This window comes from Desulfotignum phosphitoxidans DSM 13687, assembly GCF_000350545.1.
Classification (GTDB): Bacteria; Desulfobacterota; Desulfobacteria; order Desulfobacterales; family Desulfobacteraceae; genus Desulfotignum; species Desulfotignum phosphitoxidans.
The window spans coordinates 46,188-58,999 of record NZ_APJX01000012.1; the positions used below are offsets into that span (position 1 = coordinate 46,188).

Here is a 12,812-nt window from a genome sequence, read left to right on the forward strand (position 1 = left end):
CTCTCATCGATAATGAATTCCAAAGACGATCATATCAAAAAAGCGTTTGCCGAAGAATCTTTAGAGCACCTGGCTTCCATTGAAGAGGACCTGATCCGCATTGAAAAAAAAGACATGGGTCCGGACCGGGAACGGGTCAACAAAGTATTTCGTGCCGTTCATTCCATCAAAGGCGGCTCCGGCTTTCTGGGCATCCAAAACATCACCCGGCTGGCCCATGCCATGGAAACGGTTTTGGGACTGATCCGGGAAGACACGCTTGATCCCAATGCCGAGGTGATCCATTTTCTGCTGAAGGCATCCGATGCATTGACCCACATGATCCAGTATCTGGATCACAGTGACAAAATTGATATTTCCGACACAGTCACGGCCCTGGAAACCATCAGCGCGGGATCCCGGAAAAATACCGACATCCCTTCCCGGAAACCGGATCCGAACCCGGATGCCTTTGCTGACGCTGCATTGGATTCAGATCCCGGGATACAACCGCACACGGAAACACCCCATGACGATGACCCGATCATCATTTCCGCCCGGGACGGCTCCCCCGTGTTTGTTTTGGAAAAATCGGATTGCCGCCGGCTGGAAAATGAAAACAAGCTTGTTTTTTTTGTGGAGATTCCCCTTGAAACCATTGATGTCTCTGGGGAAAAATATCTGGAAACCCTCTCATCCAAAACAAAAGCATATGGGACGATGCTTGTGTACCGCATCGAAAAAAAATATGTCCCCCTGGCCGGCACGGATGGGGCCGGTCCTTATATTTTAATGCTGTTTGCCTCGGTGCTGGCCAAAGAAGAGATCCTTATCGTATTCGAGCTCGATGACCGATTGATTCACACCCTGAACCCAACCAGCGGTCTGTTGCCGGCAAACACCCGGGAGGATACCCCGGCTGAGGCGCCTGTGCCGGATACTGCCATGCCGGAAACAGCGAAGCCTGACCCGGATCCTGGGGAAACAGATACCTGCATCGAAAAAAAAGTCCCCAAAGGGCTTCAGGGACATGACCGGCTGATCCAACCCCCTGTTCGGGTGGACCTGACCCTGCTGGACAATCTCATGACCCTGGCCGGAGAAATGGTTTTGAGCAGAAACCAGCTGCTGCAAGCCATTGCCACCCGGGACCCCCAGGCCATCCAGCGGGTGGGACAGCGGATCAACCACGTCACCTCAGAGCTTCAGGAAACCGTGATGCTCACCCGCATGCAGCCCATGGGAAAAATTTTTGACCGGTTCCCCAGGCTGGTGAGGGATCTTTCAACGGCTTTGGGAAAAAAAATTCATCTGGTCATCAAAGGCCGGCGGGTCGAACTGGACAAAAATCTCCTGGAAGCCGTGACCGATCCGCTGCTTCACCTGGTGCGAAACAGTATCGATCATGGCATCGAGCCCCCGGATATCCGTGAAAACCAGGGCAAAGACCCGGTGGGAAAAGTGGTTCTCAAAGCCAGCCAGGGGGCGGGAAAGATTTTTATTGAAATCATCGATGACGGCCGGGGAATGGACCCGGACAAACTGGCAAAACGGGCGGTCGCTTTGGGCCTGATCACGCAGAATCAGGTCCGGAACATGGATGAGAAAACAAAATGCGCTCTTATTTTCATGCCCGGATTTTCCACCTCCCAGGCGGTAAATGACCTGTCAGGCCGGGGTGTTGGCATGGATGTGGTTAAAAGCAATATTGAATCCATCGGCGGAAAAGTCACAATTGAATCCCAGCCCGGACTCGGGTCCCGTTTTTTGATTGAAGTGCCTCTGACACTGGCCATTATCCCCAGCCAGATTATTCAGACGGAAGCCCAGCGATTTGCCATCCCCCAGGCAAATCTGGAAGAACTGGTTCGGATTCCACCGGGCCGGGTCGCGGAAAAAATCGAATTCATCAGCAACGCCCCCGTTATCCGGCTGCGGGAAGAGCTGCTGCCGCTGGTCCGACTGTCGGATATCCTTCAGCTGCCCCGCACTTATATCTGTCCTGACGATGATGTATTGAAAACCGACCGGCGGCATCACATTGCCGACCGCCGATCCTCTGAAACCCAGACAGAATCTGCCGAAAACCGGGACCGCAGAACCATGCCCGGGAAAGACCGGCGATTTCATGCATCCAGTGCGCTGAATATCGCCGTGGTTTCCACGGGTTCTTTGACCTATGGGCTGATTGTGGATGAACTCCAGGACGCGGAAGAAATTGTGGTAAAGCCTTTGGGCCGGCATCTCAAATCATGCGGTGCCTACGCCGGAGCCACCATCATGGGAGACGGCCGGGTGGCTTTGATCCTGGATATTTCCTCTTTGGCTGAAACCGCTGAACTCCTGCCGGTCAAACCATCTGAAACCTCTTATGAAAAAACAGACCTTCGTGTGACTGAAAAAAAAGAGGTGCGTTCATATCTCACCTTCCGGGGGGCCCCGGAGGAGCGATTCGCCATTCCTCTGGACCGGGTGATCCATATAGAAAAAATACCGGCCCGGCACCTGGAAACCATGGGCCATATGACCGTTGTCCAGACCCGGAACACCCCCCTGCCTTTATGTGCCATAGATGACGTGGCAGACATTGGTCCTGTGCCCATGGAAGAGATCATGGTGGTGGTGGTGTGCGATCTGGGGGATCGAACCATGGGGCTGCGCGTGACCGGACCTGTAGATGCCCTGGAAACCAGTGAAATCCTGGACAGCCAAACCCTGTCCCAGCCCGGCATTTCAGGATCAATGACTTTGGACGGGCACACGGTCATGGTGGTGGACCCGGACCAGGTGGCCCGAAAACGATACCCTCAATGGTACAAAGACACCCCGGTGCAGGCGGCATCCAGTGATTCGGTGAACAAAAAAACCATTCTCATTGCTGAAGACTCCGCGTTTTTCAGAAATCTGATCAAAACCCGGATCGAAGCAGAGGGGTTTCATGTGATCGCTGCCCAAGACGGACAGATCGCCCTGGATCTTATTAAAACACATGTGAAAGATCTGTCTCTGGTCATCACAGACCTGGAAATGCCCCATATGGACGGATTCACCCTGACCCGGACCATCAAGGGCGACCCGGAACTGGCCCATCTGCCGGTCATCTCCCTGTCCACCCTGGCAGATGACTCGGATCTCGAAAAAGGACAGGCCGCCGGGGTCGATGATTACCAGATCAAACTGGACCAGGAAAAACTGTTAAAAAGCATTCATACACATATTTTGGATATATAAATTTTGATTTTATCAGGAGGGATGAGTAAATGAATATTAAAAACTGGCGTTTGAAATCGAAATTCATTGCTGCACTGCTGGCCGTGGGCATCATTCCTTTTGCCATACTGGGAGGGGTTTCCCAATGGATGACCATTGACGGATTGACCCGCCAGACCTTTGAAAAATATATGGCGATCCGGGATTTGAAAAAACATGAAATGACCCAGTTTTATGCGGACCGGGAAAACGATGTGGCGATCCTGGCTCATACCCCTTATGTCATCGACGCTCTGGAGTCGCTTTCTTTTTCCTTTAACACGGAAGGCGGGGTGAACAGTGGACGGTTCGTCGGGCAAAAACAAGGTCAGTACCAGGCCCCGGCCAATTACCGCCACCGTCATGACCAGTTTTTCCCGCAATTTTCCTTTCACATGGCCCAGCAGGGCTATCATGACATCTTTCTGCTGGATGCCCAGAAAGGCAATATTGTGTTTTCCGTGTCCAAGGAACCGGATTTCGGCACCCGGGTGACCACGATCAAATCCCCGCTCCAGCATGCGTGGGAGGCTGCATCCAAAGGCGGGGTCCTGGTGTCTGATATGGCACCCTATGCACCGTCAGGAAACATGCCGGCCCAATTTGTGGCGGCACCGGTCAAGAAAAACGGGGATATCATCGGGGTGGTGGCCATTCAGTTGTCCATCGATACGATCACAAAAATTCTGTCCGCAGACAGCGGCATGGGAAAATCCGGAGAGCTTTTTCTGGTGGGCCAGGACATGCGGATGCGTTCCAATTCCCTTCTGGATCCTGAAAACCGTTCTGTGGTGGCCTCATTTGCACAAGGCGATAAAGGCAAGGTGGACACGCCGGCGGTTCAGGCTGCGTTAAAGGGTGACACCGGAGAAATGATGACCACGGATTATAACGGCACGCCCGTAATGTCCGTGTTCACTCCCTTTGAAATCGGTGACACATCCTGGGCCATCATCACCCAGATTCACAAATCCGAAGCCCTGGCCCCGGCGTTTGTCTTGCAGCGGACCATGGGCATCATCGCCATATGCTGCATCCTGGTCATCATTGTCCTGGCATATTATTTATCCCGGACCATGACCCGGCCCATTGTCCAGGGAAGCTGGTTTGCAGAAAAACTGGCAGAAGGGGACTTCACCCATACACTGCAAATCAAACGAAAAGATGAGATCGGTCTGCTGGCAGACTCTTTGAACACCATGGCCATGAAACTCAGGGCCATGTTCAAGGATTTGGCTGAAGGCACGGTGACCCTGGCGGGATCATCCACTGAATTGTCCACCATCTCAACCCAGATGAAGTCCGGTGCGGAACAAACCGCTCAGCGGTCCAATACCGTGGCATCCGCCGCAGAACAGATGAGCACCAACATGACCTCCATGGCCGGTGCCACGGAAAATGCATCCGCCAACCTGAACACCGTGGCGGCGGCCGCAGAGGAAATGACCGCCACCATCAGTGAAATCGCTGAAAGCGCCGACCGGGCCAGACATATCACCCATGACGCAGTGGACCAGGCCACCCAGGCATCCGACACAGTGAACCAGCTGGGGACAGCGGCCCGGGATATCGGCAAGGTGACCGAATCCATCACGGAAATATCCGAACAGACCAATCTTCTGGCGTTGAATGCCACCATCGAGGCAGCCCGGGCCGGGGAAGCCGGCAAAGGATTCGCCGTGGTGGCCAATGAAATCAAGGAACTGGCCAAACAGGCGGCCACAGCCAGTGCAGAGATTAAAAATAAAATTGCAGGTATTCAGCAGTCCACGGATGGCACCGTTAACCGGATCAGTCAGATCACCGGTGTCATCAACCAGGTGGATGAGATTGTGTCCACCATTGCCGCCGCCGTGGAAGAACAGTCCGTCACCACCCGGGAAATCGCAGGCAATGTCAGCCAGGCGGCCCGGAACATGACCGACATTACTGAAAATGTGACTCAGAGTTCGACCGCAGCCACGGAAATCGCCAGAGATATCGCTCTGGTTTCCAATTCTGCAGTTGAAATTACCGACAGCAGCACCCAGATCAATGAAAGTATCGCTTCGTTGAGCGAATTGGCTGAAAACATCAAAGTCAGAACCGACCGATGCAAATTTTAACGGATAGACATGGCTGAGGAAATCAACAGGATCGTCACATTTTTTGCCGGAGAATCCCTGTGTGGTATCGATATCCTGGAGACCCAGGAAATTATCAAGACCACACAGATGACGCCCGTGCCACTGGCACCGGACACGATCAGCGGCATTATCAACCTGAGAGGCAGCATTGTCACGGTGATTGACCTGAACCGCCGGCTGGGACTTTCTGAAGAAAGCGGTTTCACCGACTCTGTTTCCCACAGGATCATTATCGTCAGAATTCAGGAGGAATCCGTCGGGCTGGTGGTAAACGCCATCGGGGACGTGATTGACATCGCTCCCGGGGATCTGGCCCCTCCCCCCGGCAATATTCAGGGAATTCAAGGCCGGTGCTTCAAGTCGGTGCTGCGGCATGAACAGGGACTGATCGGCATACTCGATGTGGCCACGGTGCTTGAATGACCCTTTCACAGAAAAATCTTCGCATACTGGTGGTGGATGATTCCATTGTATTCCGGATGATGATATCGGACGTCATCGGCAATATCCCGGGCATGGAAGTCGTGGGAACGGCCCGGGACGGCCATTCCGCTCTGGCAAGGGTAACGTCGCTGAAACCGGATCTGATGACCCTGGACATTGAAATGCCGGGCATGGACGGAATGGAAGTGCTGACCCGGCTCAAATCACAATCCCCCCGGGTGGGTGTCATCATGCTCAGTTCGGATGCCGGCCGGGGCGGCCGGCGTATCATCACCAGCCTGGAGGCCGGCGCATTCGACTTTGTTCTCAAACCCTCGGAAAAAAATGTCACAGAAAACAAACGCAAACTGGAAAAAGACCTGGCACCTTTGTTACGCTCGTTTTCTAGAAGAATGGAAATCCGTTCCATCCTCAACAGCCATCGCACAGACGTTTCTTTGGATCGATCCGTTTTGCCCCCCATCACCGAAACAAAGACACCTGACCCCATCGTTCCGGCCTTTACCGCCGATTTTCCACGAAATTCATCCGACGTGGTCGCCATCGGCGTTTCCACCGGCGGTCCGGCCGCACTGGCGCGACTCATTCCGGCCCTGCCCGGGAATCTGACCGTGCCGATCCTCATTGTCCAGCACATGCCCCCCGGATTTACCCGGGCTTTGGCCGAAAGTCTGGACCGGCAATCCAAAGTGCCGGTTGTGGAGGCTCAAGACGGGGACATACTGGTTCCGGGCAAAGTGTTTATCGCCCCCGGCGGAAGTCATATGAAAATCGTTTCAGCAGGAAACAGGACCAAACAAATGATCCGCATCACCCAGGATCCTCCGGAAAACGGGTGCCGGCCGTCTGCCGACTATTTATTCCGGTCGGTGGCCCATCATTTCAAAGACCGGGCCACCGGGGTCATCATGACCGGTATGGGACAGGATGGTGACAAAGGCCTGGCTTTGATGAAAGAGCACCGGGCCGTGATCATTGCCCAGGATGAAGCCACCAGCATTGTGTTCGGCATGGCAAAACAACCGGTGGCTTCCGGAATTGTGGATATCGTGGCCCCCCTGGACAACCTGGCCCGGGAAATCATGAAAACCGTCAGACCCACTTTTGGGATGTGATCCATGACACCCTGCAGTGACCGGCCTTTGCTGAAACCGAATCGTTTAAACACCCCATGCTGAAGATACGCCCTTCAGAATGTGAGCTTCTGGCGGATTACATCCGGGAAATATCCGGTATGGACATCCTTCCTTCCAAAACGTATCTGTTTGAGACCCGATTAGGGAAAATGGCGGATACACTCGGATTTCCATCCTATACGGCATTGTATGAACAGGCCAGAGCAGACAAAACCCATGCCCTGGCCCAGCAGATCATTGATGCCATCACCACCAATGAAACATTGTTTTTCAGGGATGAAAAAGCGTTTGATCTCCTCAAATACAAAATTTTACCGGACGTGATCGACCATCGAGCCGGATATCTGAAAAAAGGACGGCCCATTCCCATCCGCATCTGGAGTGCGGCCTGCGCCACGGGCCAGGAAATATACAGTGTCGCCATGGTACTCAAAGACCTTCTCCCGTGCATGAATGCATATCGCATCTATTTACTGGGGACAGATATATCTGCCAAAGCACTGGCCAAAGCCAGCGCCGGTTATTTCAGCAGTTTCGAAATCACCCGGGGCTTGCCTGTGGACAAACTGGACCGGTATTTCACCCCATTGGAAAATCAATGGAAAATCAATGATGAGATCCGGGCCATGGTTTCTTTCCGAAAAATGAATCTGTTTCATTCTTTTGCCGGAATGGGCAAATTTGACTTGATCCTGATGAGAAATGTTGCGATATATTTTAATATGGAAATGAGAAAACGATTGTTTGAAAAAACAGCGGCGGTTCTGGAACCGGATGGATATCTGCTGTTGGGTGCCAGTGAGTCTCTTACCGGCATATGTACCGATCTGGAACCCGGACGTCACCTGAAAACCATTTTTTATCAACCCAAATCCCGCACAATAAATAACCAACCCGAAAGAACATGATGACTGAAACGAAAAACCATCCCCCCAATTCATCATCCCCCTTTCTTCAGGTCCTGGTGGTGGACGACAGCGCAGCAATGCGAATGGCCATCAGGGAAGAACTGGAACCCGGCGGTTATGAAATCATCGAGGCGGCCAACGGACTGGACGCCCTGGTTTCCGCCTGCACGGACCGGCCACCGGACCTGATCACCCTGGATGTGGAAATGCCCGGGCTTAACGGATGGGAAACCTGCAAAAAACTGCGAAGTCCCCATTATGCCGACCGGATTTCACGACATCGGAACAGCCGGATACCGGTCATTTTTGTCACCGGCCAGAATACGATGTCGGAACGGAAAAAAGGATTTTCCGCAGGCGCGGCGGATTTTATCACCAAGCCCTTTGCTGAAGGAGAACTGCTGGAAACAGTGGACCGCATTTTAAAACCCGTGGCCCTGTCCCAGGGTATGACCGCCCTGGTGGTGGAAGACAATGTGGTGGCCAGACAGATTGTGGCGGATATTTTGATCCAGGAAGGGCTCCAGGTGATTGAAGCCAAAGATGGTCAGGAAGGATATGCACTTTTCAGCAGTCACGCGGATGACATCAATGTGGTGATCACAGACCTGTTCATGCCCAACATGAACGGTGATGCCCTTTCAAAAAAAATCCGCAAAGAACTGAACCGGTCCGATCTGCCCATTATCTGCCTGACCGCCACACCGGATCAATCAGAGTTGTTGAATGTTTTCAATGCCGGGGTATCCGACTATCTGGTCAAACCGTTTGCCAAAGAAGAACTGCTGGCCCGCATCACCGTTCATCTGGAACGGTACCGGTTGAGCCGGCAGCTCAAGGAAAAGATCAACGACCTGAAAATTTCCAATGAAAAAATCAGAAAACTGTCCATCACTGATCCGTTGACCGGATGCTACAACCGGAATTACCTGTCCCGGCAGCTGGCCAAAGAGATCACGCGAACGCAACGGTATCAGACCCCCATCTCTTTAGTACTCACGGATATCGATTTTTTCAAAAAAGTCAACGACACCTTTGGTCACAGTGCCGGAGACACCGTGCTCGTTGAATTTGTCAACACCATACACCGTGTGATCCGAAAAGACCTGGACTGGGTGACCCGGTATGGGGGAGAAGAATTTGTCATTGTCCTGCCGGAAACCGCATATGATCAGGCATGCCAATGTACCGAGCGGCTGCGAAAAAAAATAGCCGACACCCCGGTTACCCATGATGAGGTGCCCATTTCCATCACTGCCAGTTTCGGGGTCACCTGCCTGGACCCGGCCCAGATCACGGATGATTTTTCCACGGATCGACTGATCGACACCGCAGATCATTTCCTGTATCAGGCCAAGGAAAACGGAAGAAACCGGGTGGAAGGAAGCCCGTTCAAACCGGCCTGATGCGGTTTAAGCGAACCGGGCCGGAACCTGCAGGCGAACAATCGGTCAATTTAGAATCAGCCCCTCATCCTCGTTGGGATCATAGGGACTGAAAATTTCCAGCATCCCGGAATCCGGATCGATCCGCACCGGGGTATGATGATAAAAGGAAAACCACACACCGATCCGCCTGCCGGCCGGATCCAGGATATCGGCCGCCCGCATGAAGCGGGCATTCGGATGAATATCACTTAAATTATAGATCTTTTTGTATACGTCATCCATGGTGTCTATCCTGAACCAGAGCCGGTCATTGAACGGGTATGTGTCATCGATTCCCACCACGGCATATGGCAGCCCGGACCGGCCGCAGTAATAATACTGAAGATCGGACGGCAGGGTCTGCTGCTGATATTGATCCCGGGACACGGGGCTGGACACCAGTTTTCCATAGGATGCGGCACAGGCACTCATTATGGCGGCACAAGCCAGCAACACCAGGATACGTGACCGCATCATTTAATCTCCTTCAAACTCGACCATGGCAAAGACCGGGCATCCGTCAATCTGGTCCCGTCCCTTGAGATCAGGCAGTTCCACCACAAACGCACACTCCAAAAGATCCGCTCCCAGATTTTTCACCAGTTTGACTGCGGCACCCACCGTGCCGCCCGTGGCAATCAGATCGTCCACGATCACCACTTTTTCTCCGGGGGATATGGCATCCTCATGGATCTCCAGGGTGTCGGTGCCGTATTCCAGCGCATAGGTTTCCTGGATGGTGCTGCCGGGCAACTTGCCTTTTTTTCTGACCGGCACAAATCCAATGCCCAGTTTATAGGCCACCACCCCGCCGAAGACAAACCCTCTGGCATCGATGCCCACAATTTTATCAATGCCTTTGTCTTTATAGCGGTCGTACAGCAAATCACACGCATATGCAAACGATTTCGGGTTCTGCATCAAGGTGGTGAGATCCCTGAAAACAACCCCTTCAATGGGCCAGTCCGGAATACTGCGAATGGTTTCCTTTAAATTCATTTTTCTTGTTTTTTTCCTCCGTGGCATAAACCGGTTCAATTTTATTGCAAATGCCGGAAACATACCATTTTCAGGCACGGGACACAATAGTTTGTCGACCAGACAGACCCGCCTGTTTTACACATTACAGGCCACCATCATCGTTTTTTTCTCCCCTGGCTGTCAGGACCACGGGATCATTTTTTTTCACATGGAGCCGGGATGCTGCATCCCCGTTTTTAACGGCAATTTCCATAAATCCGGCAGAATCGGTCATCACAAAGGGGATTTTTTCCGGGGCCGCTGCATATGAATGGTAATGCCCGGTGATATCTACTTGATTCACCCGCATGCAGAATCCTTTGTCCGCAAATTGTCTGAACTGCTCCCGGGTCAGGTTCAGACCGATATTGCCGAAGGTATCGATATGACGGACTGTCAGAATCATTCCGCCAGCTATGGGCTTTGGCTCTGGAAAGGCAAATGGGGTCAGACAAGACACCTGCGGGCCGAACGCCCCGGGATCAATACCGGCGGACAGATGGGCCGCCACCGGCCCAAAGATGTCCCGGCCGTGGAATGTGGTGCTTACCTGGGGAAGAAAATACCGGGACCGGGTCAGGTGAATGATCCGGCGGATCCTGTTTCTGCCGGCCGCCGGCCACAGCACCCCGTTGTCCGGGCCCACCAGAAAATAATCCGTGGTTTCCACCAGCACGGCCCGCCGGGAGGATCCCACACCCGGATCCACCACCGCACAGAAAATCGAGCCCTTTGGAAAATATTCCAGGGAAATGTCCAGCAGATGGGCCCCATGCCCGATATCCTGGGGTGCCACTTCATGACACAGGTCCACCATCCGGGCTTTTGGATGGATGGACAGAATCACGCCCTTGAGAATTCCCACAAACGCATCAATATGACCGAAATCCGTCAACAGGACGATGGGCCGGCTATCTGTCGGGTGCGGCATGCTCTCCTTGACTTGTGCATATTTTACTTGTGTTTCTTTGTTTACAGAGTGAAAGCCGGATTATCCCGTTTCACATCAGTATCGGATATGGTATAGTAATCCAATATTCTTGTAAAGGATCATGCCATGGGAATTGAAATCGAAAAAAAATTTCTGGTCATCGCCCAGCCGGCGGACCTGTCCCGGGGGGTCAACATCTGCCAGGGATATCTGCTCAACACCCCGGAAAAAGTCGTGCGGGTCCGCATCAAAGGAGAAAAAGGCGTGTTAACCATCAAAGGCCTCCCCGTTGAATTGGTGCGGCCGGAATATGAATATGAGATTCCAGTGACAGATGCAAGGCAGATGCTGGACCGGTTCTGTGACGGCAAGCTCATTGAAAAATGCCGGCACACCTGTCTGCATCAGAGCATGACATGGGTGATCGACCGGTTTTCAGGGGCCAACCAGGGGTTGGTGGTGGCGGAAATCGAGTTAACCGCCCCGGACCAGCCGTTTTCAATCCCGCCCTGGGCCGGCCCGGAAGTGACTGATGATCCCCGGTATCTCAACGCCAACCTGATCCAAAATCCTTACACCCTCTGGCAGGCAGACAAATGATCTGGACCAAATATCAGGACCCGACACAGCTGGTTCAGTATCTCAACCATCATGCCCAGATTCTGTTTCTGATCATGGACAACACCGGCATTATCCAGCATGCCAACCGGTTTGCCGACCATTATATCGGCGGTCCTGTGACGGGCAAACCATTCCAGAGGCTGATTCGCGACTTTCACCAGACGTTTCAGCTGGATCAGGCTGCCACCTGTCCGGACACGGTCCATCTGCTGGAATTTGACACCCCTTCCGGCCTGTCCCAGACCTGCAGGTTCCATTTTTATGCCTCCTCCGGCCATATACTGGCCCTGGGCCAACTGGATGTGGAGGAAATCTCAACCTTAAGCGATGAACTGGTGGCACTCAATCAGGAACTCAACAACCTCACCCGTCAGTTGAATGTCAAAAACCGGGAACTGACGAAGGCCAATAAAACAATCCTGGAGCTCACCCGGATCGATCCTTTGACCGGACTGGCCAACCGGCGGTTTTTCTCCGAACGGATCCAGGAAATGATTTCCCTGGCCCTTCGGCGGTCTCAGCCCCTTTCGTTGATCATGACCGATATCGATCACTTCAAGCGGGTGAACGACACCTGGGGTCATGATGCCGGGGACCGGGTGCTCAAGGCATATGCCGACTTGATGAAAACCCGGACCCGGGCCGAAGATCTGGTGGCCCGTTTCGGTGGAGAGGAGTTTATCATTTTAATGCCGCTGGCCGATGTTCACGAGGCGTTTGCGTATGCAGAGCGGATCCGATGTGCCATAGCAAAAGCAGATCTGCTTGAAAGCGGTGATCCGGTCACAGCCAGCTTCGGGGTTGCCGGGCTTGTTTTCGATGAAACCGGCGACGATATCATCAAACGGGCGGACACCGCACTTTACCAGGCCAAGGCATCCGGCCGGAACCGCATCGTGATCGCTTCCGAGCCTCCTTTGAAAAATGAATCTGACAGCCTTTGAATGTCTCCAGTGCCACGTCTGCTGTCG

General features: G+C 53.1%; 11 protein-coding genes. 8 read left to right on the forward strand and 3 right to left on the reverse strand.

Annotation, left to right across the window (positions count from 1 at the left end; all coding sequences use genetic code 11):
* Positions 1–12 precede the first annotated feature (12 nt).
* Genes DPO_RS20075 through DPO_RS20100 form a run of 6 tightly spaced genes read left to right on the forward strand, consistent with a single transcriptional unit; the run spans position 13 to position 9,248 of the window.
* Positions 13–3,210 (forward strand): hybrid sensor histidine kinase/response regulator, encoded by a 3,198-nt coding sequence (locus DPO_RS20075; RefSeq protein WP_006968204.1) that lies wholly within the window; start codon positions 13–15, stop codon positions 3,208–3,210.
* A gap of 29 nt (positions 3,211–3,239) precedes the next feature.
* Complete coding sequence (locus tag DPO_RS20080) at positions 3,240–5,333, forward strand: methyl-accepting chemotaxis protein (RefSeq protein ID WP_006968205.1); 2,094 nt, start codon at positions 3,240–3,242, stop codon at positions 5,331–5,333.
* 9 nt (positions 5,334–5,342) lie between these two features.
* Positions 5,343–5,777 (forward strand): chemotaxis protein CheW, encoded by a 435-nt coding sequence (locus DPO_RS20085; protein ID WP_006968206.1) that lies wholly within the window; start codon positions 5,343–5,345, stop codon positions 5,775–5,777.
* Positions 5,774–6,913: a protein-glutamate methylesterase/protein-glutamine glutaminase gene (locus DPO_RS20090; protein WP_006968207.1), complete on the forward strand. Its 1,140-nt coding sequence runs from the start codon at positions 5,774–5,776 to the stop codon at positions 6,911–6,913. The genes DPO_RS20085 and DPO_RS20090 overlap by 4 nt, the downstream gene beginning before the upstream one ends.
* Positions 6,914–6,969: 56 nt before the next feature.
* Positions 6,970–7,842: a CheR family methyltransferase gene (locus DPO_RS20095; protein ID WP_006968208.1), complete on the forward strand. Its 873-nt coding sequence runs from the start codon at positions 6,970–6,972 to the stop codon at positions 7,840–7,842.
* Positions 7,839–9,248, forward strand: a complete 1,410-nt coding sequence (locus DPO_RS20100; RefSeq protein ID WP_006968209.1) for a response regulator — start codon at positions 7,839–7,841, stop codon at positions 9,246–9,248. Before DPO_RS20095 ends, DPO_RS20100 begins: the two co-directional genes overlap by 4 nt.
* A gap of 45 nt (positions 9,249–9,293) precedes the next feature.
* Here the strand turns inward: DPO_RS20100 and DPO_RS20105 are convergent, their stop codons facing one another.
* From DPO_RS20105 to DPO_RS20115, 3 genes are all read right to left on the reverse strand, one after another.
* Complete coding sequence (locus DPO_RS20105) at positions 9,294–9,746, reverse strand: hypothetical protein (protein WP_006968210.1); 453 nt, start codon at positions 9,744–9,746, stop codon at positions 9,294–9,296.
* Positions 9,747–10,268, reverse strand: coding sequence for an adenine phosphoribosyltransferase (locus DPO_RS20110; protein WP_006968211.1), 522 nt, complete (start codon positions 10,266–10,268; stop codon positions 9,747–9,749).
* Positions 10,269–10,392: 124 nt separating this feature from the next.
* Positions 10,393–11,220 carry an SAM hydrolase/SAM-dependent halogenase family protein gene (locus DPO_RS20115; RefSeq protein ID WP_006968212.1) on the reverse strand — a complete coding sequence of 276 codons (828 nt, stop codon included), beginning with the start codon at positions 11,218–11,220 and terminating at the stop codon, positions 10,393–10,395.
* 126 nt (positions 11,221–11,346) lie between these two features.
* Between DPO_RS20115 and DPO_RS20120 the strand changes: the two genes are divergently transcribed.
* Both DPO_RS20120 and DPO_RS24175 read left to right on the forward strand, forming a co-directional pair.
* Positions 11,347–11,820 (forward strand): CYTH domain-containing protein, encoded by a 474-nt coding sequence (locus DPO_RS20120; RefSeq protein WP_006968213.1) that lies wholly within the window; start codon positions 11,347–11,349, stop codon positions 11,818–11,820.
* Positions 11,817–12,785, forward strand: a complete 969-nt coding sequence (locus tag DPO_RS24175) for a GGDEF domain-containing protein (protein WP_006968214.1) — start codon at positions 11,817–11,819, stop codon at positions 12,783–12,785. The genes DPO_RS20120 and DPO_RS24175 overlap by 4 nt, the downstream gene beginning before the upstream one ends.
* The last annotated feature ends 27 nt before the right edge of the window (positions 12,786–12,812 follow it).

Bases quoted from the DNA above. Each gene is read 5' to 3' on its own strand.
- DPO_RS20085 (WP_006968206.1), top strand. From the start codon at position 5,343: ATGGCTGAGGAAATCAACAGGATCGTCACATTTTTTGCCGGAGAATCC.
- DPO_RS20075 (WP_006968204.1), top strand. From the start codon at position 13: ATGAATTCCAAAGACGATCATATCAAAAAAGCGTTTGCCGAAGAATCT.
- DPO_RS20110 (WP_006968211.1), bottom strand. From the start codon at position 10,268: ATGAATTTAAAGGAAACCATTCGCAGTATTCCGGACTGGCCCATTGAA.
- DPO_RS20120 (WP_006968213.1), top strand. From the start codon at position 11,347: ATGGGAATTGAAATCGAAAAAAAATTTCTGGTCATCGCCCAGCCGGCG.
- DPO_RS20105 (WP_006968210.1), bottom strand. From the start codon at position 9,746: ATGATGCGGTCACGTATCCTGGTGTTGCTGGCTTGTGCCGCCATAATG.
- DPO_RS20090 (WP_006968207.1), top strand. From the start codon at position 5,774: ATGACCCTTTCACAGAAAAATCTTCGCATACTGGTGGTGGATGATTCC.
- DPO_RS24175 (WP_006968214.1), top strand. From the start codon at position 11,817: ATGATCTGGACCAAATATCAGGACCCGACACAGCTGGTTCAGTATCTC.
- DPO_RS20095 (WP_006968208.1), top strand. From the start codon at position 6,970: ATGCTGAAGATACGCCCTTCAGAATGTGAGCTTCTGGCGGATTACATC.
- DPO_RS20080 (WP_006968205.1), top strand. From the start codon at position 3,240: ATGAATATTAAAAACTGGCGTTTGAAATCGAAATTCATTGCTGCACTG.
- DPO_RS20115 (WP_006968212.1), bottom strand. From the start codon at position 11,220: ATGCCGCACCCGACAGATAGCCGGCCCATCGTCCTGTTGACGGATTTC.
- DPO_RS20100 (WP_006968209.1), top strand. From the start codon at position 7,839: ATGATGACTGAAACGAAAAACCATCCCCCCAATTCATCATCCCCCTTT.